This is a genomic window from Variovorax sp. RO1 (genome assembly GCF_002849325.1).
GTDB lineage: Bacteria > Pseudomonadota > Gammaproteobacteria > Burkholderiales > Burkholderiaceae_C > Variovorax.
Genome location: NZ_PKMT01000001.1, coordinates 1,481,545 through 1,503,046, shown reverse-complemented (window position 1 = coordinate 1,503,046; position 21,502 = coordinate 1,481,545). Strand labels below are relative to the sequence as shown.

Genomic DNA, 21,502 nt, shown 5'->3' with positions numbered 1-21,502 from the left:
GCCATGGGCATTGAATTCGACTTCGGCGCCGTGCTCGCCGAGTGGCCGCTGCTGCTGCGCGGCGTGGCGTGGACCCTCGGCCTCACGGCCGTGGGCACCGTGCTCGGGCTGGCCGTGGGCACGCTGTGCGCGTGGGCCCGGTCGGGCGGGCCGACGTGGCTGCGCGCGCTCGCCGGCACGTACGTGGAGCTGATCCGCAACACGCCCTTCATCGTGCAGCTGTTCTTCATCTTCTTCGGCCTGCCGGCCGCGGGTGTGAAGCTCTCGCCCGAGGTGGCGTCGATCATCGCGATGGTGATGAACCTCGGCGCGTACTCCACCGAGATCATCCGCGCCGGCATCGAGGCCACCCCCAAGGGGCAGATCGAGGCCGCCGTGAGCTTGGCGCTCAGCAGGGCGCAGGTCTTTTTGCGCGTGGTGCTGCCGCCGGCGCTCAAGAAGGTGTGGCCCGCGATGGTGAGCCAGATCGTCATCGTGATGCTGGGCTCGGCGGTGTGCGGACAGATCTCGACCGAGGAGCTGAGCTACGCAGCCAACCTGATCCAGAGCCGCAACTTCCGCGCGTTTGAATCCTTCATCGTCGCCACGCTGCTGTACCTCGCGCTGGCCGTGGCACTGCGCCGGTTGCTCAACTGGGCCGGGCCGCGTTTCTTCTTCGGCCGCTGACCGCGAGGCGCTTTCACCATGGTCGATTTTTCTCTGTGGGACATCCTGCGCAACCTGCTGATGGCGCTGCGCTGGACCGTCGTGCTCTCGCTCATCGCCTTCGTCGGCGGCGGCATCGTGGGCGCACTGCTGCTGTTCGCGCGGCTGCGCGGCGGCAAGGCGGCGGCGCGGGCCGTGGGCCTGTATGTGCAGCTGTTCCAGGGCACGCCGCTGCTGATGCAGCTGTTTCTCGCCTACTTCGGCATCGCGCTGTTCGGCATCGACGTGTCGGCGTGGACGGCCGCGAGCGTGGCGCTCACGCTGTACACGAGCGCCTTTCTCACCGAGATCTGGCGCGGCTGCGTGGCCTCGATTCCGAAGGGCCAGTGGGAGGCCTCGGGCAGCCTGGCGCTGAGCTTCGGCGAACAGATGCGCCACGTGATCCTGCCGCAGGCCGTGACGATCGCCATTGCACCGACCGTCGGCTTTCTGGTGCAGGTGATCAAGGGCACGGCGCTGGCGTCGGTGATCGGCTTTGTCGAACTCACCAAGGCCGGCAGCATGATTTCGAACGCCACCTTCCAGCCCTTCGTGGTGTTCAGCTGTGTGGCCCTGCTTTACTTCGTGCTGTGCTTCCCCGTGAGCCTGTACGCCAAGACCCTCGAGAGGAAGACCCATGGCCGCCGTGCTTGAACAAAAAACCCAACCCGAAGCCGCATCGTTCGCCGCGCCCATCGTGCGCATCACGGCGCTGCGCAAGTCCTACGGCACGAACGAGGTGCTCAAGGGCATCGATCTCGACGTGAAGCGCGGCGAGGTGATCGCCATCATCGGCAAGAGCGGCTCGGGCAAGAGCACGCTGCTACGTTGCATCAACGGGCTCGAGGTGTTCCAGGAAGGCGCGCTCACGGTCGACGGCAAGCCGCTGCTGCACGAGAGCGCGATGGCCATGCGCACGCTGCGCCAGCGCGTGGGCATGATCTTCCAGGGCTTCAACCTGTTCCCGCACCTCACGGTCGGCAAGAACGTGATGCTCGCGCCCACGCTCGTGAAAAAGCGTTCGTCGATGGAAGCCGCTTCGCAGGCGCGCAAGCTGCTCGAACGCGTGGGCCTGGCCGAGAAGTTCGATGCGATGCCCGATCAGCTCTCAGGTGGCCAGCAGCAGCGCGTGGCCATTGCGCGCGCGCTGGCGATGGAGCCGGCCGTGCTGCTGTGCGACGAGATCACCTCCGCACTCGACCCCGAGCTGGTGGGCGAGGTGCTGCGCGTGGTGGAGTCGCTGGCCGACGAAGGCATGACGCTGTTGATGGTCACGCACGAGATGAGCTTTGCACGCAAGGTCAGCGACCGCGTGATCTTCATGCACCAGGGGCGCGTGCACGAGATGGGGCCGCCGGCGGATCTGTTCGGGAATCCGCAGACGGCGGAGTTGAAGCAGTTTCTTTCTTCGCTGCACGACTGACGGGGCCCTTGCGGGCTTGCCGCTACAGGTGCTGTGATTCGTCGATGCTGCAGTGCAGCGCTGCGGCCAGTGGCGGCAGGCGTTGCGAGCCGCGCTTCTCGACCTCTTCGCCCGCCTCCAGCAGCTGCTGCACGTGCTGGAACAGTTCGACCCCGGTCGGCGTCAACTGCACGCCTTGCTGGCTGCGCGCGAACAGGGCGTGCCCGAGGATGCCCTCAAGCTCCCGCACACGCGCCGTGATGGCCGGCTGGCTGACGAAGAGGTGGCGGGCCGCCGCGTTGACGGAACCCAGCGTCGCGGCCCAGTGAAAGGCTTCCAGTTGTCGGAAGGTGATGCGCAGCACCGCAACTGCCTCTCAGCCGGGGGGCACGTTGGATGTGACGGTGCGCATCGGGGCCTGTTCGCGCTTGTGCTTCATGTCTGCCTTCTTTCAAAGCAATTCAATCGCATCGAATGGCAAAGGGCCATGCAACGGGGAACTCCAATTGCGTGAATTCCCAATAATTTCAAAAACCCGTCCAATTCAAGATTGAGATTTTTTCACATTCAATTCTCGAATCGACTTTCGTTCACAAATACGAGGAGGCATTGCGCCTGAATTTCAAATTTAGTGCATTCGCAATTGTAGTTAAAGTCAGAATTTTTAATATCCAACTTTTTCATTACATGCAATTCGTCGAATGAACCACGGCGATCCGTGGCGCCTGGGTCACGGCGCCGCCATGGCTTGCGCCCTCCAGGACCGCAAGCCCTCCGGTCCGAAGCGCTCGGTAATCCGGTGCAGCCAGATGGTGAAGTGCGCCGGCGCTCGTGCCAGTTCGCTGTGCAGGTCGGGCAAGGCCAGCCAGCGCCACTCGCACACCTCGCCCGGGTCGGGCCGCGGCAGGTCGCGCGCGATGCCGACGAACACATGGTCGTACTCGTGCTCGATCAGTTCTGCCGACACCGCCTCGCGGTAAAGAAAGGCCGCCACCGGCTGCAGCGCGCAACGCAGGCCCAGCTCTTCCTGCAGGCGCCGCACAGCGGCAGCACCCGTTTCTTCGTCGGGACGCGGGTGCCCGCAACAGCTGTTGCTCCACAGGCCGGGCGAGTGGTACTTGCCCAGCGCGCGCTGCTGCAACAGCACCTGGCCTTGCGTGTCGAAAAGGAAGATTGAGAACGCCCGGTGCAGCACGCCCTCGCGGTGGGCATTCATCTTTTCGACGGCGTGCAGCGGGCGGTCTTCGGCGTCCACCGCGATCAGAAACTCATCCATGAAGGGCTCCAGAAGTGAGGGCTGGGGGACGCGCGGCCACCCTGTTTCGGTGTCTGGATGGCCTCGGGAAACGCTCGCCCGTTCTGTACCACGGACACGCTTTCGAACGGCAATAAGAAATTAAAATTAGTCATAAATAGCTACTCCCAAAAGGAGAAATGAAACCCGAATACACACAAATAATTACACAGATAACAAAGTATCCATTTGAAATTAATAAATTGCATCCAGATGCCACCGCAAAGATTCCGGACACATTTCAAAGCGGACGGTCAGGTTCGGCTCACGTGGCGTGCCGGTATGCTCCGCGCCGATGCACATCGAACCCGCCCTTTCCACCGAAGCGCCCGCTGTCGCGGCCGTGCTGACCGAAGCCGCGCAATGGCTCGCCGAGGGCGGACGCCCGCTCTGGAGCGCCGCCGACACCGGCCTCGAGCGCATCCAGCGCGACACCGACGCCGGCCCGGCCGCTACGTCGTCGCAAAAGACAACGGCGACTGGGCCGGCGTGATGCGGCTCGACCTGGAGGACCCGTCGTTCTGGCCCGAGATCGCGCCCGGCAGTTCGCTGTTCGTCCACAAGCTGGCCGTGCGCCGCGCGTGGGCGGGCCGGGGCGTGTCGCGTGCGCTGCTCGGCCATGCGCGCGATCACGCCCGCGCGCTCGGGCGGCCCTGGCTGCGGCTGGACTGCGTGGCCGACCGGACGGCGCTGCGCACGCTGTACGAGGGCTTCGGCTTCACGCTGCACAGCTGCATCGACCTGCGCGGCGGGTTGTTTGCGCGCTACGAATTGCGCGTCGACGGCTGACCGTCCGACACGCCGGCGGGCCTCCTTGGCGCTGGCGGGAACACAAGCGCCTGTGGCAAGCTCGCAAGCTCCATGACCGACCGAATCCCGCCCTCTCATTTCCGCCGTCAGGTGCTGCGCGCGCTGCTGGGCGCCGCCGCCCTGCCCGCGCCGTTCGCGGCGCTGGCCGGCTTCAACTTCTTCACCAACGAGTACACCGCCACGCGCGAGGAGCTGCAGACGCAGATCGCCAAGCGCTTTCCGGTGGCCGAGCGCTATGCCGAGATCTTCATGGTCGGGCTGCGTGACCCGCAGCTGGGCCTGGACGGGCGCACCAACCGCGCGGCCATCACGGCCACGCTGACCATCGCCAGCCCGCTGCTGGCGGCCTCGCCGGTGCAGGGCCTGGTGTCGGTGAGCAGTGCGCTGCGCTACGACGTGGCGGCACGCGCGCTGCGGCTCGACCAGCCGAAGGCCGAGCGGCTCGAGCTGCAGGGCGTGGAAGGCCGCGACGCCGAGCGCCTGCAGAAGGTCGGCGCGGTGGTCGCGCAGGAACTGCTGCAGGGCCAGATCTTGCGCAGCTTCACGGCCGACGAACTCACGGTCGGTCGCAAGACCTACGAGGTGGGCGACATCACGGTGCAAGACAACGGCATCAAAGTGCAACTCAAATGAAACATCGCGCCGCCCTTCTCCTCATCGCCGCTGCGCTCGTCGGCGCCGGCTGTGCCGCCATCGCTCCCAAGGCGAAGCAGCACTTCGACCTGCAGGCCCACCGCGGCGGACGCGGCCTGGCGCCCGAGAACACGCTGGCCGCGTTCTCGAACGCGATGGACCTGGGCGTGACCACGCTCGAACTCGACATCGGGCTCACGGCCGACGGCGTGGTGGTGGTGTCGCACGACACGGCGCTCAACGCCGACCACACGCGCGACGCGCAAGGTGCCTGGCTCACGGCAAAGACCGGCCCGTCGGTGCGCTCGCTCACGCTGGCTCAGCTGCAGACCTACGACGTGGGCCGCCTGAACCCCTCGAGCAACTACGGCAAGCAGTTCGCGCTGCAGCAGCCGCGCGACGGCGAGCGCATTCCCACGCTGGCCGCGCTGTTCGCGCAGGTGCAGGCGCGCGGCGCCGATGCCGCACGGGTGCACTTCAACATCGAGACCAAGATCGACCCGACCAAGCCCGACGAGACGGCCGCGCCCGAGCCCATGGTGCGCGCGCTGCTGGCCGAGATCGACAAGGCGAAGATGGGCGACCGTGTGACCATTCAGAGCTTCGACTGGCGCACGCTCGCGCTGGTCGGCCAGCTCGCGCCGCAGCTGTCGCGCGCCTACCTCACCACGCCCCGCACGCTGAAAGACAGCCGCTGGACCGCCGGCCTTGATGCCGCAAGCTTCGCCTCGGTGCCGCAGCTCGTGAAGGCCGCGGCCGGCGCATCGGCCGGGCCGGTGATCTGGTCGCCGGCGCATGCCGACCTGGGCGCGCCCGCGATCCGTGAAGCGCAGAAGCTCGGCATGAAGGTCGTGCCCTGGACCGTGAATCAGCGTGCCGACATGGTCCGGCTCATGGACGCGGGCGCCGATGGACTGATCACCGACTACCCCGATGTGCTGCGCGACCTCATGCGCGAACGGGGCCTGGCGCTGCCGGCGCCGGCAAAGGCGGCGTCATGAGCGCCGTGGTTCAACTGGATGCCATCACCTCGGGCATCGCCGCCTTGCAAGGCGGCAGCGGCTCGGTCACCACGCTCTCCACGGCCGCACGCGCCAGCACCGAACTGCTCGGCGCCCTGCCGCCGCGCTACGGCGAGGTGCTGCTGAACCTGATGGACCGCCTCGAATCGAGCGCGCTGTTCAGCGAGGAAAGCTGCTCGTTCAGCCAGAAAGACCTGCTCGACAACCTGCAGGTGTGGGTCGACAAGGCCCGCGGCCAGCTGGTGTCTTGAGACGCTGAGGCCCCGCCCCGGTTTATCATCGCGCCCAACCATGCGCACCCTGCTGCTCGCCCTCATGATCGCCCTGCTGCCCATCCGCGGCTGGCTTGGCGATGCCATGGCGGTCGAGATGGTGCGGCATTCGCTGCCTGCCGCCGAGGCGGTGGTGTCCGCAGCATCAGGCATCGCCGAGTCGCATTGCCATGAAGCCACCATGGAGGCCGACACCGGCCACGACATGGCGGCGAAGCACGACAACAGCGGCGATGCGCAGCAGCCCCATGGCACCGACCACGCGGACTGCGGCACCTGTGTCGCCTGCCAGGTCTGCCACACGGTGGCGCTCGGCGGCATGCCGCTGGTCGACACCCCGCATGCGGCGCCCCAGGCGCTGCCGGCCGCACACGCGGCCCGCTTTGCGAGCGCCGAGCCCGTCCTGGGCCTCAAGCCGCCCATTTCCTGATCTTCCTGCCCGTAGTCCGTCCGCAGTGAGCCTTTGCCGGCTCGCAGCGTTCGCTGTATTGCCCATGGAGATCGCTCGTGAATTCCCTTGCTCGCCGGCCGTATGCCGGCATCCCGCGCTATCGAACAGATAGCCCGCCCCTCGGGCGAAAAAGTCACCTCTCATTCATCAGAACCGCCGCCGCGCTGGCCGCTGCGCTGGTGCTCGCCGGCTGCGCCAGCCTGTCGCCCGACGGCGGCGCTGGCGACGTGCAGGCGTTGGTCGACGGCAACCCGCTCATGGCGGGCGCCGCGGCGCAGCGCAAGCCGGACGACGCCTCGCAGAAAAGCGTCGACGCGCTGCTGGCCAAGCCGCTCGATGCCGAAGCCGCCGTGCGCATCGCGCTCGTCAACAGCCCTCGCGTGCAGGACGCCTTTGCCACGCTGCAACTGAGCGACGCCGACCGCGTGCAGGCCGCGAGCCTGCCGAACCCGGTGCTGTCTTTCAGCCGCCTGGCGCAGGGCAGCGAGCGCGAGTTCGAGCGCATGCTGACTTTCAACGTGGTGGGCCTGCTCACGCTGCCGTGGCAAGCCCGCTGGGCCGGCCAGCGGCACGAAGCCGCCAAGCTGCAGGCCGCGCAAAGCGTGCTGCTGCTGGCCGCCGACACGCGTCGCGCCTGGGTGCGCGCGGTGGCCGCACAGCAGAGCGTGAGCTACCTGCGCGATGCGAAGGAAGCCACCGAAGCCGGTGCCGAACTGGCGCACCGCATGGCCAAGGTCGGCAACTGGAGCGCGCTGCAGCGCACGCGCGAACAGCTGCTGCTGGCCGACGCGTCCGCGCAGCTCGCACGCGCCGAACAGGCGGCCGTCGCCAGCCGCGAACAGCTCACGCGCCTGCTGGGCCTGAGCGGCACACGCACCGCCTACACCCTGCCCGATCGCCTGCCGCCGCTGCCGAAGGCTGCGCCCGAACTGGGTGACGTGCAGGCGCTGGCGCTGCGCGACCGGCTCGACGTGCGCTCGGCCTATGCGCAGAACACGGCCGTGGCCGGCTCGCTCGGCCTGACGCACGCCACCCGCGTGATCAACGCGATGGAGCTGGGCGTGGTGCGCAACACCACCTTCGAGAACGATGCCGATCGCTCGAAATCGACCACGCGCGGCTTCGAGCTCGAGCTGCCGATTCCGATCTTCGACTGGGGCCAGGCCCGCAGCGGACGCGCCGAGGCGCAGTACCTGCAGTCGGCGGCGCGCGTGCGCGACGTGGGCGTGCTCGCCGCGAGCGAGGCGCGCGAAGCCTGGCAGGGCTGGAACACCGCCTACGCCCTCGCCCGCCGCTACCGCGACGAGGTGCTGCCGCTGCGCAAGCAGGTCAACGAAGAGATGGTGCTGCGCTACAACGGCATGCTCGCCAGCGTGTGGGAGCTGCTCGGCGAAACGCGCGCCAGCATGCTCGCCGTGAACGCCGGCATGGAGGCCCAGCGCGACTTCTGGCTGGCGGACACCGATCTGCAGCTGGTGCTCACGGGCAGCTCGCCCGGTGGAATGACGGCCGCTCAGACCGCGTCGGCCGGTGACGCCCCCGCCACGGGAGGCCATTGAAATGAACCGTCGCAACTTCTTCGCAGGCGCAGCCACGGCCGTCGCCGCCACCACCGTCAGCCGCGTGAGCATGGCCGCGCTGCCCGAGCCGGTGACGCAAGCCTCGACCGCCACCGCGCCACCGCTGGTGCCGCCGAACGGCCGCCCCTACAACCCCGTCGTCACGCTCAACGGCTGGACGCTGCCCTGGCGCATGAATGCCGGCGTCAAGGAGTTCCACCTCGTCGCCGAACCCGTGGTGCGCGAGATGGCACCGGGCTTCAAGGTCAACATGTGGGGCTACAACGGCCAGTCGCCGGGCCCGACCATCGAGGTGGTCGAGGGCGACAAGGTGCGCATCTTCGTGACCAACAAGCTGCCCGAGCACACGACCGTGCACTGGCACGGACAGCGCCTGCCCAACGGCATGGACGGCGTGGGCGGCATCACGCAGCCGCACATTCCGCCAGGCAAGACCTTCGTCTACGAGTTCATGGCGCGGCGGCCCGGCACCTTCATGTACCACCCGCACGCCGACGAGATGGTGCAGATGGCGATGGGAATGATGGGCTTCTGGGTCACGCACCCGAAAGAAAACCATCCACTCATCGAGCCGGTGCAGCGCGACTTCTGCTTCCTGCTCGGCAGCTTCGACGTCGAGCCCGGCAGCGCCACGCCCAAGGTCAACACCATGACCGACTTCAACATCTGGAGCTTCAACAGCCGCGTGTTTCCGGCCATCGACACGCTCAACGTGCGCAAGGGCGACCGCGTGCGCATCCGCGTGGGCAACCTCACGATGACCAACCACCCGATCCACATCCACGGCCACGAGTTCGAGGTCACGGGCACCGATGGCGGCCCCGTGCCGCGCACCGCGCGCTGGCCCGAGGTGTCGGTCGACGTGGCGGTGGGCCAGATGCGGCAGATGGAGTTCATTGCCGACGAGGAAGGCGACTGGTCGCTGCACTGCCACAAGGCGCACCACACGATGGGCCCGATGGGCCACGACGTGCCGACCATGATCGGCGTGGACCACAAGGGCGTGGCCGAGAAGATCAAGAAGCTCGTGCCCGACTACATGGTGATGGGCGACAAGGGCATGGCCGACATGGGCGAGATGGAAATGCCCATTCCCGAGAACACGATGCCCATGATGACCGGCACGGGCCCCTTCGGTTCGGCCGAGATGGGCGGCATGTTCACGCTGCTCAAGGTGCGGCGCGACCAGAAGCCAGGCGACTACCGCGACCCGGGCTGGTTCAAGCACCCGGCCGGCACGGTCGCGCGCGAGGTGTCGGCCACCGGCGCGCCGGCAGCGCCGCGCAAGACAGGCACGGCACCGGCCAACCCCGACAGCGGCAGCGCCACCGTGCGCAAGCCCTCGGGCCACGGCGCCCACAACCACTGATCGCCTTCACCTTATTTTTTGAGATTCAAGTCATGAACACCCGTTTCTCTCCCCTCGTCGCCGGCCTCGCACTCGCTGCCGTCGCCACTTTCGCCACGGCCCACGAAAGCCACGCGCCCAAGGCCGGCAAGGCCGCTGCCGCCACGCTCGCGCCCGAGCAGAAAGCCTGGGGCATCGCCGGCAAGGCCAGCGCCGTGAAACGCACCATCGACATCGCGATGGCCGACGACATGACGTTCACGCCTTCGGTCCTCGAAGTGCGTGAAGGCGACACCATCCGCCTGCGGCTGAAGAACCGCGGCAAGGACCTGCACGAGCTCGTGCTCGGCACCGCCGCCGTCATCGAGGACCACGCCGCCATGATGAAGAAGCACCCCGGCATGGAGCACGACGAGCCCTGGATGGCGCATGTGCAGCCCGGCAAGACCGGCGAACTGATCTGGACCTTCAACCGCGCCGGCGACTTCGACTTCGCCTGCCTCGTGAAGGACCACTACGAACTCGGCATGGCCGGCCGCGTGCGCGTGCGGGCCGCTGCCGCGCCTTCCAAATGAATCCGATGAATCGCATGAAAGGAACCTGACCATGCAACGACGCACCCTCTTGAAACTCGCCGCCGCCACCGCGTCCCTGCCGCTCGCCGCGCAGGCCGCCGCACCGATGGTCGAGATCTGGAAAGACCCGAACTGCGGCTGCTGCCAGGACTGGGTCAAGCACCTCAACAAGAACGGCTTTGCCACGCGCGTGCACGACGAGGGCAACGGCCCGGCGCGCGAGCGGCTCGGCATTCCGGCCAAGCTGGGGTCTTGCCACACCGGCCGCGTCGGTGGCTACGCCATCGAGGGCCACGTGCCCGCGCGCGAGATGCATCGCCTGCTGAAGGAAAAGCCCAAGGCCGTCGGCCTCGCCGTGCCCGGCATGCCCATCGGCTCGCCCGGCATGGACGGCCCCGCCTACGGCGACCAGCGCGACGCCTACGACGTGCTGCTGGTGCTGGCCGACGGCAGCACGCGCGTCTTCCAGAGCTACCGCTGAGCTTTGGCCCCCTCTTTGCAACCCCGCGCAACCCCTTGCCACCCGAAAGGAACACCGACCATGATGAAGAAGACCATCACCGCCCTCTCCACCCTCGTGCTCACCGCCGCGGCGTTCGCACAGGCCACGCTGCCCCAAGTCGACGGCGAAGTCCGCAAGGTCGACACCGACGCCAAGAAGATCACCCTGCGCCACGGCGACATCCCGAACCTCGAGATGACCGGCATGACCATGGTGTTCCGCGTGAGCGACCCCGCGCTGCTCGCCAAGGTGAAGGCCGGCGACAAGGTGCGCTTCACGGTCGACAAGGTCGACGGCGCGATCACCGTGATGTCGCTCGAGCCTGTGGCGAACTGAGCGCGGCATCGCGGGCGTTCGCTCGCCCGCGATGAAACGTCTTGCAACCCTCGGCGCCCAAGGCGCCGGGGCGCGGTCCCATAATCGGCCGCCATGTCCGCAGCGTCTTCTTCCCCCTCCTCGTCCCTCTCTGACGCCGGTGCCATCACCGACGTCGCCGGCATCGAAGTCGGCCATTTTTCTGACACCCGCCGCCCCACCGGCTGCACCGTGATCCTCGCGCGCGAAGGCGCCGTGGCCGGTGTCGATGTGCGCGGCGCCGCGCCCGGCACGCGCGAGACCGACCTGCTCTCGCCCGGCAACCTCGTGCAGGAAGTGCACGCCGTGATGCTCGCGGGCGGCAGCGCCTGGGGCCTGGCCGCCGCCGAAGGCGCGATGCGCTGGCTCGAAGAGCGCGGCGTCGGCATGGACGTGCGCTTCGGCACCCTGCCCATCGTGCCGGCCGCCGTGCTGTTCGACCTGCCGATGGGCGACGCGCGCATCCGCCCCGATGCCGCCTCGGGCTACGCCGCCTGCGAAGCCGCCTCGACCGATGCGCCCGCCGAAGGCAATGTGGGCGCGGGCACCGGCGCGCTGGTCGGCAAGCTGTTCGGCGTGCACCGCGCGATGAAGGGCGGCATCGGCACCGCCTCGGTCACCGTCGGCGGCGTGACCGTGGGCGCACTCATCGCGGTCAATTCGCTGGGCGACGTGATCGACCCCGACACCGCGCTGCCCGTGGCCGGCGCGCGCACCGAAGACGGCAGCGCCCTGCTCAACACGCGCCGCGCGCTGCTGCGCGGCGAGCTGCCCAAGCCGCTGCTGGCGGGCACCAACACCACCATCGGCGTGATCGCCACCGACGCCGTGCTGACCAAGGTGCAGGCCAACCGGCTCGCCATGGTGGCGCACGACGGCCTGGCGCGCGCCATCAACCCGGTGCACACCATGAGCGACGGCGACACGCTGTTCGCGCTGGCCACCGGCCGCGTGCCGCTCGAAGGCGATGCACCCGGCATGACCGTGCTGAGCACGATGGCCGCCGAAGCCACCGCCATCGCCACCGTGCGCGCGGTGCGCGCGGCGCGCGCGGTGACCGTGGGCGAGCTTCACATTCCCTGCGCCGCTGACCTGGCCGATCTGGCCGCGCCGCGCGGCTGACGCGCGCACTGCACGACGAGGCACCCCATGGCGTTTCCCCGCACCCTGAAGCTGATCCTGCTGTCGATCCGCGACCTGATCGCCTCGGCCGGCCCGATCGTGTTCATCGTCATCGGCCTGCTGATTGCGGCCTACTGGTGGCTGCAGCCGCAGCCGCCCAAGCACGTGACGCTGGCCACCGGCCCCACGGGCAGCGCCTATGCGCAGTTCGGCAAGCGCTACGCCGATGCCTTGAAGCACAGCGGCATCACCGTCGAGCTCAAGGCCACCTCGGGCTCGACCGAGAACCTGCAGCTGCTGCGCAGCGGCGGTGCCGACGTGGCCTTCGTGCGCGGCGGCAGCGCCGACCCGGTGGCCGACGAAGAGGCCGGCCTGCGCTCGCTGGGCGCGCTGTTCTACGAACCGATCTGGCTCTTCTACCGCGCCGACGTCGCGCAGAAGCTCGACCGCAAGACCGGCACGCTGACCTCGCTCACGCAGCTGCGCGGCCTGCGCGTGAACGTCGATTTGCCCGGCAGCGGGCTGCCCGAGATCATGGAGCGGCTGCTCAAGGCCAACCGCCTCGGGCCCGACGACCTGCTGCTGTCGAACCTCGAGCAGGCCGCCGCCGCCGAGGCGCTGCAAGCCGGGCTGCTCGATGCCATCGTGCTGTTCTCGGCGCCGCAGTCGCCGCAGGTGCAGCGCCTGCTGCGCGCCAACGACATCCAGCTCATGGACTTCGGCCAGGCCGAGGCCTACACGCGGCGCTTTCCGTTCCTCTCGGCCGTGACGCTGCCGCGCGGCGTGGTCGACCTGTCGAAGGACCTGCCGCTGCACGACGTGTCGCTGCTCGCCGCCACCACCTCGCTGCTGTCGCGCGACGAAACCCATCCGGCCCTGCGCCAGCTGTTCGCGCAGGCCGCGCAGACCGTGCACAGCGACGCCGGCTGGTTCAACCGCGCGCGCGACTTCCCCAACACCCGCACCAGCGAACTGCCCGTGAGCCCCGAGGGCGACCGCGCCATCAACGGCACGCCGCCGTTCTGGCAGCGCTACCTGCCGTTCTGGGCCAGCAACCTGGTCGAGCGCATGTGGCTGGTGCTGGGCGGCATGCTGGTGCTGATGCTGCCGCTGAGCCGCGTGATCCCGCCGCTGTACCAGTTCCGCGTGCGCCGCCGCGTGTTCCGCTGGTACGCGCGGCTGCGCGACATCGAGGCCAAGGTGGACGCCGGCCAGAGCCAGGCAGAGCGCGACAAGCTGCTGGAAGAACTCGATGCGCTCGACCGCGTGGTCAACAAGGTGGCGGTGCCGCTGTCGTATGCCGACGAGCTTTATGCGCTGCGCAACAACATCTACGCGGTGCGCAAGCGTGCGCTCGCGGGCTCGGCCAGCGCAGCGACTGCCGCGCCGGTCCGCGCGGCCACCTGACAAGGAACCGGGCGCGCGCTTGCTGTCCACGCTGATCGATTTCGCCGACCCGCGCACCGACGGGGCGACCCGGCTGCGCGCCGCCTTCGGCACGCCGGTGCGCGTGCTCGTCGCCCATGCGCCGCACGAGGTGCGCCCCGTGCTGGAAGCTGTCGAGGCGCTGGCCCGCGAAGGCCGCTGGTGCGTCGGCCACCTGCGCTACGAGGCCGCCGCGGCCTTCGACCCGGCGTTCGACGTGCATTCGCCCGACGGGCCGCTGGCCTGGTTCGGTGTGCATGACGTGGCATTGCCATGGCCGGATGCGCCGGTGCCTGCCGTGGCGCCCGTCGCGTGGACGGCGGACCTCTCGCGCGAGGCCTTCGACCGCAACATGCAGGCGATCCACCGCGCCATCGCCGACGGCGTGCTGTACCAGCTCAACTACACGGCGCCGCTGCGCGCGGCCTTCGACGGCGACGCGCAGGCCTGGTTCCACGCGCTGCGGCAGGCACAGCCCAACGGCTACGGCGCCTTCATCGACACCGGCGACGAGCAGGTGTTGTCGGTGTCGCCCGAGCTGTTCTTCGACCGCGACGGCGACCGCATCCTCGTGCGCCCCATGAAGGGCACCGCGCCGCGCGGCGCCACGCCCGCCGAAGACGCCGCCCACGCACTGCGGCTGCGCACCGTGCCCAAGGAGCGCGCCGAGAACGTGATGATCGTGGACCTGATCCGCAACGACCTCTCGCGCATGGCCCAGCCCTTCTCCGTGCGCGTGCCGCGCCTCTTCCACACGGAAGCGCTGCCCACCGTGTGGCAGATGACCTCCGACGTGGAAGCCCGGCTGCGCGAGGGCACGACGCTGGCCGACATCTTCGCGGCGCTGTTCCCCTGCGGCTCCATCACCGGCGCGCCGAAGGTGAGCGCCATGCGCATGATCCGCGCACTGGAGCCCGACGCGCGCGGCGTGTACTGCGGCGCCGTGGGCGTGGTGCGGCCCGGCGGGCACGCGACCTTCAACGTGCCGATCCGCACCGTCACGCTGCGTGGCAACGCCGCGCGCTGCGGCATCGGCAGCGGCATCACGGCCGATGCGCAGGCGGATGCGGAGTGGGACGAGTGGCGGCACAAGCGTGCCTTTCTCGGCGCGGCGGTATCTTCGCAACCATGACCTCCTTCGAGCTGCTCGAAACCCTGGCGCTGGCCGATGGCGCACTGCGCGATGCGGCCGCGCACCTGGCGCGCATGCGCAACGCGGCTGCGCACTTCGGCTATCCGTGGCACGAAGCAAATGTGACGGCCTGCCTGGACCAACTGCGCGCCGCGCATGCCGCAGGCACATGGCGCGTGCGCCTGCTGCTCGACGCACAAGGCCAGCCGCGCGCCGAAGCCTTCGCCATGGACGCCCCGCCGCCGCGCGTGCGCCTGCAGCTGGCCCCGCGCGCCTTCGACGAGGCCGACAGCGAGTTCTCGCGCTTCAAGACGACGCGCCGCGCGCACTATGAAGCCTTCGCACCGACCGAGCCGGGCGTGTTCGACACGCTGCTGTGGAACCGCCGCGGCGAGATCACCGAATGCACGCGCGGCAACATCGCGCTGCAACTCGAGGGCCGCTGGGTCACGCCGCCGCTGCGCTGCGGGCTGCTCGACGGCATCGGGCGTGCCCACCGGTTGCGCGAAGGACAACTGACCGAGGCGGTCGTGCGCGTGGACGACCTGCCGCGTGTCGAAACGCTGGCCTTCGTCAACAGCCTGCGCGGCTGGCTCGACGCGGACCTCGTCGAGGACAACGCCCCTTAACGACAAAGCGCGCGGCCCCTTGCGGAACCGCGCGCTCTGATGGTCGAAGCGGCCGAAGCCGCCTGCGTCTTACTTGAGTGCCTTGTAGCGCATGCGCTTGGGCTTGGCGCCTTCTTCGCCGAGGCGCTTCTTCTTGTCGGCTTCGTACTCCTGGTAGTTGCCGTCGAAGAAGGTCCACTGGCTGTCGCCTTCGGCCGCGAGGATGTGCGTGGCGATGCGGTCGAGGAACCAGCGATCGTGGCTGATGACCATCACGGTGCCGGCGAACTCGAGCAGTGCGTCTTCCAGCGCGCGCAGGGTTTCCACGTCCAGGTCGTTCGACGGTTCGTCCAGCATCAGCACGTTGCCGCCCGCGATCAGCGTCTTGGCCAGGTGCAGCCGGCCGCGTTCACCGCCCGACAGCGTGCCGACCTTCTTCTGCTGGTCGGCGCCGTTGAAGTTGAAGCGGCCCGCGTACGCACGGCTGGCCATCTGGAACTTGCCGACGTTGATGATGTCCAGGCCGTTCGAGATGTCTTCCCACACGGTCTTCTGGTTGGCGAGCTCGTCACGGTGCTGGTCGACGAAGGCTGCACGCACGGTCGAACCGATGACGACTTCGCCGCTGTCCGGCAGCTCCTTGCCCGCGAGCAGCTTGAACAGCGTCGACTTGCCGGCGCCGTTCGGGCCGATGATGCCGACGATGGCGCCCGGCGGCACGGTGAAGCTCAGGTTGTCGATCAGCATGCGGTCGCCGAAGGACTTGCTGACGCCGTGGAACTCGAACACCTGCTGGCCCAGCCGCTCCGCCACAGGAATGAAGATTTCCTGCGTTTCGTTGCGCTTCTGGTATTCCATGTCGCTCAGCTCTTCGAAGCGGGCCAGGCGCGACTTGCTCTTGGCCTGGCGTGCCTTCGGGTTCTGGCGCGACCACTCCAATTCCTTCTTCAGGGCCTTGGCGTGGGCTTCTTCGCTCTTCTGCTCCTGCGCCAGGCGTTCGCCCTTCTGCTCGAGCCAGGTGCTGTAGTTGCCCTTCCATGGAATGCCGCGACCGCGGTCCATTTCCAGGATCCACTCGGCGGCGTTGTCCAGGAAGTAGCGATCGTGGGTGATGGCCACCACGGTGCCCGTGAAGCGCTGCAGGAACACTTCGAGCCACTCGACCGATTCGGCGTCCAAGTGGTTGGTCGGTTCGTCGAGCAGCAGCATATCGGGCTTGGACAGCAGCAGGCGGCACAGTGCCACGCGACGCTTTTCACCGCCCGACAGCAGGCCGATCTTGGCGTCCCACGGCGGCAGGCGCAGTGCGTCGGCGGCGATTTCCAGCTGGTGCTCGGAATCGGTGCCGGCGGTGGCGATGACGGCTTCGAGCTGGGCCTGTTCGGCCGCCAGCGCGTCGAAGTCGGCGTCTTCGGCACCGTAGGCGATGTACACCTCTTCGAGGCGTGCCTTGGCCGCGAACACCGCGCCCATCGATTCTTCAACCGATTCGCGCACCGTGTGCTCGTTGTTGAGCTTGGGTTCCTGCTCCAGATAGCCGATCGTCATCCCCGGCATGGGCAGGGCCTCGCCCTCGAATTCCTTGTCCACACCCGCCATGATCTTGAGCAGCGTGGACTTGCCCGAGCCATTCAGGCCGAGCACGCCAATCTTGGCGCCGGGAAAGAAAGAGAGCGAAATGTCCTTCAAGAGCTGCCGCTTGGGCGGCACGGTCTTGCTGACGCGGTTCATCGAATAGACGTATTGAGCCATCTGTGAATGATTACCTCGGGTAGCTTGGGGATTTGCGTAAAAGCACGGTCGTCCGGACAGTGATCCGGGCGCGGCGAACCCATGATTATCGACTCATGCGACAATAGTCCTCGTTGCCGGGTCCAGTTGCCCACAAACCGGCTCTCTGCCGGGGACGAAGAAACCCCTCATCACAACGGGTTTTCCGGCTCCCACCCCTGACCTTCATCTGCCTTGACTGGCTCGGCGTCGCCAAGACGCCAAGCGGGCCGATGCCACTGCGCCGTGTATGGCGCTTGTTGTTTCCACAATGAATTTTGACGAACTGAAGCTGGCCCCGGCCATCTTGAAGGCTGTGCTCGAACACGGCTACGACACCCCCACCCCCATCCAGGCACAAGCCATTCCCGTGGTCCTCGACGGCCACGACCTGCTGGGCGGCGCCCAGACCGGCACCGGCAAGACCGCGGCCTTCACCCTGCCGATGCTGCACAAGCTCACCATGAGCCGCAGCGCCACCAACAAGTTCGGCGGCATCGGCATCCGTGCCCTCGTGCTGACCCCGACGCGTGAACTCGCGGCCCAGGTCGAAGAGTCGGTGCGTACGTACGGCAAGTACCTGCAGCTCGACTCCACCGTGATCTTCGGCGGCGTGGGCATGAACCCGCAGATCAGCAAGCTCAAGAAGGGTGTCGACATCCTCGTGGCCACCCCCGGCCGCCTGCTCGACCTGCAACAGCAAGGCATGCTCGACCTGAGCCAGGTCCAGATCCTCATCCTGGACGAAGCCGACCGCATGCTGGACATGGGCTTCATTCACGACGTGAAGAAGATCCTGGCCCTGGTGCCCAAGGAAAAGCAGAGCCTGCTGTTCTCGGCCACCTTCAGCGACGAGATCCGCGACCTCGCCGGCTCGCTGCTCAAGAACCCGCAGAGCATTCAGGTCACGCCGCGCAACACCACGGTGCAGCGCATCACGCAGGTGATCCACCCCGTGGGCCGTGGCAAGAAGAAGGCGCTGCTCGCGCACATCATCAACGAGCACAAGTGGAGCCAGGTGCTCGTGTTCACGCGCACCAAGTTCGGTGCCAACAGCGTGGCCGAATTCCTCACCAAGAACGGCATCGAGGCGATGGCGCTGCACGGCAACAAGAGCCAGAGCGCCCGCACGCAGGCGCTGGCCGGCTTCAAGAGCGGCGACATCCGCGCGCTGGTGGCCACCGACATCGCGGCCCGCGGCATCGACATCGACGAGCTGCCGCACGTCGTGAACTACGAAATCCCGAACGTCAGCGAAGACTACGTGCACCGCATCGGCCGCACCGGCCGTGCCGGTTCGAGCGGCGAGGCCGTGAGCTTCGTGTGCCTGGACGAAGAAGGCTTCATGCAGGAAATCGAACGCTTCACCAAGCAGACGATTCCGGTGCAGAAGGTCGAGGGCTTCGGTCCTGAAGAAGGCGAACGCGCCGAGCCGATCGCCATGGGTCGCCAGACGATCTGGGGCGGCGCCGGCCGTCCGCCGAGCCGCGAAGTCATGCAGGCAGCCGCCAAGGCCGCCCGCACCGAAATGATGTCGCGCATCCGCGAGAACAAGGCCGGCCAGGGTGGCGGCAACGGCGGTGGTGGTGGCGGCGGCAATGGCGGCGGTCAACGCCGCGGTGGCGGCCAGGGCGGCGGCGGTCAAGGCCGCAATGCCAACGGTGGCGGCCAAGGCCAGGGCCAGGGTCCGCGCGGCCCGGGCGCAGCCCGTCCCGCACAGGGCCGCGGCCCGCAGCAAGGCCAGCCGCGCGCACCGCAGCAGCCGCATCACCACACGCCGCATGAAGAGCGCCAACCGCGCCATCACGGCAACAGCCACAGCCCGACGCAAGCCAACCAGGTCGCGCACCTGCGCGCTGAAGCCGTCGCAGGCGGCGGTGCAGCCGGCCAGCCGGATCCGTTGCGTACGAGCGTCGACCACATGGGTGGTCGCGGTCGCGGCGGTCGCCCGGGTGGCGGCGGCGGTGGTGGCGGCTACGGCGGCAACCGTTCGGGTAGCGGTGGCCGCTCGGGTGGTGGCGGTGGCTACGGCGGCGGTGGCGGCGGTGGCGGTGGCGGCAATCGCTCCGGCGGTGGCGGCGGCGGTCGTTCGTTCGGTCGCTGAAACGCACGCACGCGTTGATTCCACAAAGGGCACTTCGGTGCCCTTTTTCGTTTCTGCCGGCTGGCGGGCGCGGCAGGTTCGTTGACACCTTCTCAGGACACAATGTGTTGGCCATGCCCTCCTACATCCCGCCCAACTACGCCACGCTCTTCGTCGCGACCTGCAACCTGCTCAACCTCGCGAACCCGAACCGCGTGTACTACGAGAACCAGGACGCCTACAACGAGCGCGAATACGAACGCAAGATCGACTGGATCGGTGAGCGGATCCACGCGCTCAACGCCGACGTGCTCGCGGTGCAGGAGGTGTGGGACGAAGCGGCGCTGAAAGCCGCCATCGGGCGCAGCGGACTGCGCTACGACTTCGTCTCGGTGCCGGGCGCCGAGAACACGCCGCCGCCCGCGAGCCCACCGGACACGCCCGGTCGGCCAGGCGCACAAGGCACGCCGCGCGTCGGCATCGTCACGCGGCTGCAGGTGGAAAGCACGCAGTCCTTCATCGACTTCCCCTCGGGCTTCGGTGTCGACGTGCCGGGCATCGGCCCGCACACGCGCTTCGAGCGCCCGCCCCTGCTGGTCACCGTGCGCATGAAGCACGGCCAGCAGGTGCACGTGCTGACGGTGCACCTGAAGTCCAAGCGCCCCAAGTTCCTGCAGGACGCGCAAGGCAACGCCCTGGAAGACCGCGACGACCGCAAGATCGGCGCCATGGCCTCGCTGCGCTCCTTGCTGATGCGCGGCGCCGAGGCCGCGGCCCTGCGCTGCATCGTCATCGACCTGCTGCAGGGCACCAACGTGCCGCTGGTGGTGATGGGCGACTTCAACGACAACCCGCACAGCGTGACCACGCAGCTGGTGGCCGCGACCTCCGAGGTGGCCTACGACAAGGCCGCGCGCGACGTGGCGCTGTTCAACGCCTACGAGATGCAGGGCGAGTCGGCGCTCAAGAAGGACGTGGCCTATTCGCACATCCACCAGGGCTTTCCGGATGTGCTCGACCAGATCCTCGTGAGCGAGGAGTTCGTCGCCAGCAGCCGCCACAGCCTGGGCGACGTGCGCCGCGTCGACTACTTCAACGACCACCTGCACGAAGGCCGCGACCGCTCGCGCTCGGACCACGGCTTCGTGCGCGCGCTGCTGCGGCTGCGCACCGACGACAACCGCTGACGAACGACGGCGCTACGCCGCTTTCGACACCCGCACGATCGCGTCGGCGCGCTTGTGCAGGTCGGGCAGCAGCTCCAGGCCGAGGCCGGGCTTGTCGTTGAGGCTGATCATCCCGTTCTCGACCTTCGGCAGCTCGGTGACGAGTTCCTTGTACCAACCGGTGAAGAAGGCGCGCACGCTCTCCTGGATGAGCGCATTGGGCGCATGCAGGCTCAGGTGCGTGGACGCGGCCCAGACCACCGGCCCGGTGCAGTCGTGCGGCGCCACGGGCAATTGCCAGGCGTCGGCCATGGCCGCGATCTTGCGTGCCTCGGTGAGGCCGCCGCACCAGCTCAGGTCGAGCATCGCGACTCCGGCCACACCGGTCTGCAGGTAGTCCTTGAAGCCCCACTTGTAGCTCAGCGTTTCGCTGGCGCAGACGAGCGCCTGGCAGTCCTTCGCGTACTGCTTGAGCAGGTCGAGGCTGTCCATGCGGATCGCGTCTTCGTGCCAGAAGGTGTCGAACTCCTGCAGTGCGCGCGCGATCTTCTGCGCCATCGGCAGGCGCCACAGGCTGTGGAACTCGACCATGATGTCCATCTTGCCGCCCACCGCTTGGCGGATCTTGCGGAAGGGCTCGAGCGCGGTGTCGAGATCGGCATGGCTGATGTACTGCCCGTGGCTTTTTTCCGCCGCCGGGTCGAAGGGCCAGATCTTCATGGCCGTGATGCCTTCGGACAGCAGCGACTCCGCCAGCTCGTCGGCATGGTGCAGGAAGCCCTGCAGGTCTTCGTACGGACCGTTGTTGTTGGCCAGGCCCCAGTTCGAACTGGTCTGGTTGGTGGCGCTGCGGATGTACTGGTAGCCCGCGCAGGTGTTGTAGATGCGGATCGCATCGCGGCTCTTGCCGCCTAGCGCGGTGTGCACCGGCATGTTGGCGGCCTTGCCGAACAGGTCCCACAGGGCGATATCGACGGCCGAGTTGCCGCGCGTTTCCACGCCCGACCCGCGCCACCCCAGGTAGCCCGTGATGTCGCGGTTGCGCGCCTCGATCTGCAGCGGGTCGGTGCCGAGCAGCTTGAACGCCGCCCACTCGTGCAGGTAGGCCTCGACCGCTTCGGCGCCCATGAAGGTTTCGCCGAGGCCGACCAGGCCCTCGTCGGTGTGCAGGCGCACCCACAGGATGTTGGGGAACTCGCCGAGGCGGATGGTTTCGACTTGCGTGATTTTCATGAAAGGGTTCCGCAAAAAGAAAAAGCCGCAGCGGCG

Annotated in this window: 21 protein-coding genes and 1 pseudogene; 18 read left to right on the top strand and 4 right to left on the bottom strand. The window is 68.0% G+C overall.

Translation table 11 applies throughout. From position 1 onward, the window contains the following. Positions 1-3: 3 nt before the first annotated feature. From CY658_RS07285 to CY658_RS07275, 3 genes are read left to right on the top strand one after another with little or no spacing between them, the layout of a single operon-like run. Positions 4-666: an amino acid ABC transporter permease gene (locus CY658_RS07285; protein ID WP_101489494.1), complete on the top strand. Its 663-nt coding sequence runs from the start codon at positions 4-6 to the stop codon at positions 664-666. Positions 667-684: 18 nt separating this feature from the next. Next, positions 685-1,338: an amino acid ABC transporter permease gene (locus tag CY658_RS07280; protein WP_101489493.1), complete on the top strand. Its 654-nt coding sequence runs from the start codon at positions 685-687 to the stop codon at positions 1,336-1,338. After that, the gene (locus CY658_RS07275) at positions 1,322-2,107 is read left to right on the top strand and encodes an amino acid ABC transporter ATP-binding protein (RefSeq protein ID WP_101489492.1); all 786 of its coding nucleotides are present in this window, start codon (positions 1,322-1,324) and stop codon (positions 2,105-2,107) included. Before CY658_RS07280 ends, CY658_RS07275 begins: the two co-directional genes overlap by 17 nt. A 22-nt stretch (positions 2,108-2,129) precedes the next feature. On the opposite strand, the gene CY658_RS07270 is transcribed toward CY658_RS07275, so the two are convergent. Beyond that, positions 2,130-2,450 (bottom strand): LysR family transcriptional regulator, encoded by a 321-nt coding sequence (locus CY658_RS07270; RefSeq protein WP_257884778.1) that lies wholly within the window; start codon positions 2,448-2,450, stop codon positions 2,130-2,132. A gap of 366 nt (positions 2,451-2,816) precedes the next feature. Further along, a complete protein-coding gene (gene idi, locus CY658_RS07265) occupies positions 2,817-3,362 on the bottom strand; it encodes an isopentenyl-diphosphate Delta-isomerase (RefSeq protein ID WP_101489491.1) in 546 nt (181 codons plus the stop codon). A gap of 231 nt (positions 3,363-3,593) precedes the next feature. Here idi and CY658_RS07260 point away from each other — a divergent pair, with 231 nt between their 5' ends. The 13 genes and pseudogenes from CY658_RS07260 to pabB all read left to right on the top strand — a co-directional run bounded on the left by CY658_RS07260 (position 3,594) and on the right by pabB (position 15,235). Continuing rightward, positions 3,594-4,169: a GNAT family N-acetyltransferase gene (locus tag CY658_RS07260; protein WP_308217207.1), complete on the top strand. Its 576-nt coding sequence runs from the start codon at positions 3,594-3,596 to the stop codon at positions 4,167-4,169. 72 nt (positions 4,170-4,241) lie between these two features. Beyond that, a complete protein-coding gene (locus CY658_RS07255; RefSeq protein ID WP_101489489.1) occupies positions 4,242-4,823 on the top strand; it encodes a DUF1439 domain-containing protein in 582 nt (193 codons plus the stop codon). Then, positions 4,820-5,824 (top strand): glycerophosphodiester phosphodiesterase, encoded by a 1,005-nt coding sequence (locus CY658_RS07250; protein ID WP_101489488.1) that lies wholly within the window; start codon positions 4,820-4,822, stop codon positions 5,822-5,824. Before CY658_RS07255 ends, CY658_RS07250 begins: the two co-directional genes overlap by 4 nt. Next, positions 5,821-6,096: a hypothetical protein gene (locus CY658_RS07245; protein ID WP_101489487.1), complete on the top strand. Its 276-nt coding sequence runs from the start codon at positions 5,821-5,823 to the stop codon at positions 6,094-6,096. The genes CY658_RS07250 and CY658_RS07245 overlap by 4 nt, the downstream gene beginning before the upstream one ends. A 40-nt stretch (positions 6,097-6,136) precedes the next feature. After that, entirely contained in the window at positions 6,137-6,547 is a 411-nt protein-coding gene (locus CY658_RS07240; protein ID WP_101489486.1) for a hypothetical protein, read from the top strand. Positions 6,548-6,624: 77 nt separating this feature from the next. Further along, the gene (locus CY658_RS07235) at positions 6,625-8,127 is read left to right on the top strand and encodes a TolC family protein (RefSeq protein WP_101489485.1); all 1,503 of its coding nucleotides are present in this window, start codon (positions 6,625-6,627) and stop codon (positions 8,125-8,127) included. 1 nt (position 8,128) lies between these two features. Further along, positions 8,129-9,517, top strand: coding sequence for a multicopper oxidase family protein (locus tag CY658_RS07230; RefSeq protein WP_101489484.1), 1,389 nt, complete (start codon positions 8,129-8,131; stop codon positions 9,515-9,517). A 32-nt stretch (positions 9,518-9,549) separates the two neighbouring features. Beyond that, on the top strand, positions 9,550-10,071 hold the full coding sequence (locus tag CY658_RS07225) for a cupredoxin domain-containing protein (RefSeq protein WP_101489483.1): 522 nt from the start codon (positions 9,550-9,552) through the stop codon (positions 10,069-10,071). 31 nt (positions 10,072-10,102) lie between these two features. After that, a complete protein-coding gene (locus CY658_RS07220; protein ID WP_099791453.1) occupies positions 10,103-10,552 on the top strand; it encodes a DUF411 domain-containing protein in 450 nt (149 codons plus the stop codon). A 63-nt stretch (positions 10,553-10,615) separates the two neighbouring features. Beyond that, positions 10,616-10,909, top strand: coding sequence for a copper-binding protein (locus CY658_RS07215; protein ID WP_101490269.1), 294 nt, complete (start codon positions 10,616-10,618; stop codon positions 10,907-10,909). Positions 10,910-11,002: 93 nt separating this feature from the next. Then, positions 11,003-12,049 (top strand): P1 family peptidase, encoded by a 1,047-nt coding sequence (locus CY658_RS07210; protein ID WP_101489482.1) that lies wholly within the window; start codon positions 11,003-11,005, stop codon positions 12,047-12,049. Positions 12,050-12,076: 27 nt separating this feature from the next. Continuing rightward, positions 12,077-13,456: a TAXI family TRAP transporter solute-binding subunit gene (locus tag CY658_RS07205; protein ID WP_101489481.1), complete on the top strand. Its 1,380-nt coding sequence runs from the start codon at positions 12,077-12,079 to the stop codon at positions 13,454-13,456. A 22-nt stretch (positions 13,457-13,478) separates the two neighbouring features. After that, positions 13,479-15,235, top strand: a pseudogene (pabB, locus tag CY658_RS07200) (aminodeoxychorismate synthase component I). A 69-nt stretch (positions 15,236-15,304) separates the two neighbouring features. Here the strand turns inward: pabB and ettA are convergent. Next, positions 15,305-16,966 (bottom strand): energy-dependent translational throttle protein EttA, encoded by a 1,662-nt coding sequence (gene ettA / locus CY658_RS07195; RefSeq protein WP_101489480.1) that lies wholly within the window; start codon positions 16,964-16,966, stop codon positions 15,305-15,307. 289 nt (positions 16,967-17,255) lie between these two features. Between ettA and CY658_RS07190 the strand changes: the two genes are divergently transcribed. Beyond that, positions 17,256-19,088: a DEAD/DEAH box helicase gene (locus CY658_RS07190; protein WP_101489479.1), complete on the top strand. Its 1,833-nt coding sequence runs from the start codon at positions 17,256-17,258 to the stop codon at positions 19,086-19,088. A 113-nt stretch (positions 19,089-19,201) separates the two neighbouring features. Further along, on the top strand, positions 19,202-20,254 hold the full coding sequence (locus CY658_RS07185) for an endonuclease/exonuclease/phosphatase family protein (RefSeq protein WP_101490268.1): 1,053 nt from the start codon (positions 19,202-19,204) through the stop codon (positions 20,252-20,254). 12 nt (positions 20,255-20,266) lie between these two features. On the opposite strand, the gene CY658_RS07180 is transcribed toward CY658_RS07185, so the two are convergent. After that, positions 20,267-21,466: a mandelate racemase/muconate lactonizing enzyme family protein gene (locus CY658_RS07180; protein ID WP_101490267.1), complete on the bottom strand. Its 1,200-nt coding sequence runs from the start codon at positions 21,464-21,466 to the stop codon at positions 20,267-20,269. Positions 21,467-21,502 lie beyond the last annotated feature (36 nt).

What these genes read in the sequence shown, in the direction of transcription:
- CY658_RS07225 (WP_101489483.1), top strand. Translation starts at nt 9,550, where the DNA reads ATGAACACCCGTTTCTCTCCCCTCGTCGCCGGCCTCGCACTCGCTGCC.
- CY658_RS07230 (WP_101489484.1), top strand. Translation starts at nt 8,129, where the DNA reads ATGAACCGTCGCAACTTCTTCGCAGGCGCAGCCACGGCCGTCGCCGCC.
- CY658_RS07215 (WP_101490269.1), top strand. Translation starts at nt 10,616, where the DNA reads ATGAAGAAGACCATCACCGCCCTCTCCACCCTCGTGCTCACCGCCGCG.
- CY658_RS07250 (WP_101489488.1), top strand. Translation starts at nt 4,820, where the DNA reads ATGAAACATCGCGCCGCCCTTCTCCTCATCGCCGCTGCGCTCGTCGGC.
- CY658_RS07240 (WP_101489486.1), top strand. Translation starts at nt 6,137, where the DNA reads ATGCGCACCCTGCTGCTCGCCCTCATGATCGCCCTGCTGCCCATCCGC.
- CY658_RS07275 (WP_101489492.1), top strand. Translation starts at nt 1,322, where the DNA reads ATGGCCGCCGTGCTTGAACAAAAAACCCAACCCGAAGCCGCATCGTTC.
- CY658_RS07180 (WP_101490267.1), bottom strand. Translation starts at nt 21,466, where the DNA reads ATGAAAATCACGCAAGTCGAAACCATCCGCCTCGGCGAGTTCCCCAAC.
- CY658_RS07185 (WP_101490268.1), top strand. Translation starts at nt 19,202, where the DNA reads ATGCCCTCCTACATCCCGCCCAACTACGCCACGCTCTTCGTCGCGACC.
- CY658_RS07285 (WP_101489494.1), top strand. Translation starts at nt 4, where the DNA reads ATGGGCATTGAATTCGACTTCGGCGCCGTGCTCGCCGAGTGGCCGCTG.
- CY658_RS07245 (WP_101489487.1), top strand. Translation starts at nt 5,821, where the DNA reads ATGAGCGCCGTGGTTCAACTGGATGCCATCACCTCGGGCATCGCCGCC.
- idi (WP_101489491.1), bottom strand. Translation starts at nt 3,362, where the DNA reads ATGGATGAGTTTCTGATCGCGGTGGACGCCGAAGACCGCCCGCTGCAC.
- CY658_RS07190 (WP_101489479.1), top strand. Translation starts at nt 17,256, where the DNA reads ATGAATTTTGACGAACTGAAGCTGGCCCCGGCCATCTTGAAGGCTGTG.
- CY658_RS07220 (WP_099791453.1), top strand. Translation starts at nt 10,103, where the DNA reads ATGCAACGACGCACCCTCTTGAAACTCGCCGCCGCCACCGCGTCCCTG.
- CY658_RS07280 (WP_101489493.1), top strand. Translation starts at nt 685, where the DNA reads ATGGTCGATTTTTCTCTGTGGGACATCCTGCGCAACCTGCTGATGGCG.
- CY658_RS07260 (WP_308217207.1), top strand. Translation starts at nt 3,594, where the DNA reads ATGCCACCGCAAAGATTCCGGACACATTTCAAAGCGGACGGTCAGGTT.
- ettA (WP_101489480.1), bottom strand. Translation starts at nt 16,966, where the DNA reads ATGGCTCAATACGTCTATTCGATGAACCGCGTCAGCAAGACCGTGCCG.
- CY658_RS07205 (WP_101489481.1), top strand. Translation starts at nt 12,077, where the DNA reads ATGGCGTTTCCCCGCACCCTGAAGCTGATCCTGCTGTCGATCCGCGAC.
- CY658_RS07210 (WP_101489482.1), top strand. Translation starts at nt 11,003, where the DNA reads ATGTCCGCAGCGTCTTCTTCCCCCTCCTCGTCCCTCTCTGACGCCGGT.
- CY658_RS07255 (WP_101489489.1), top strand. Translation starts at nt 4,242, where the DNA reads ATGACCGACCGAATCCCGCCCTCTCATTTCCGCCGTCAGGTGCTGCGC.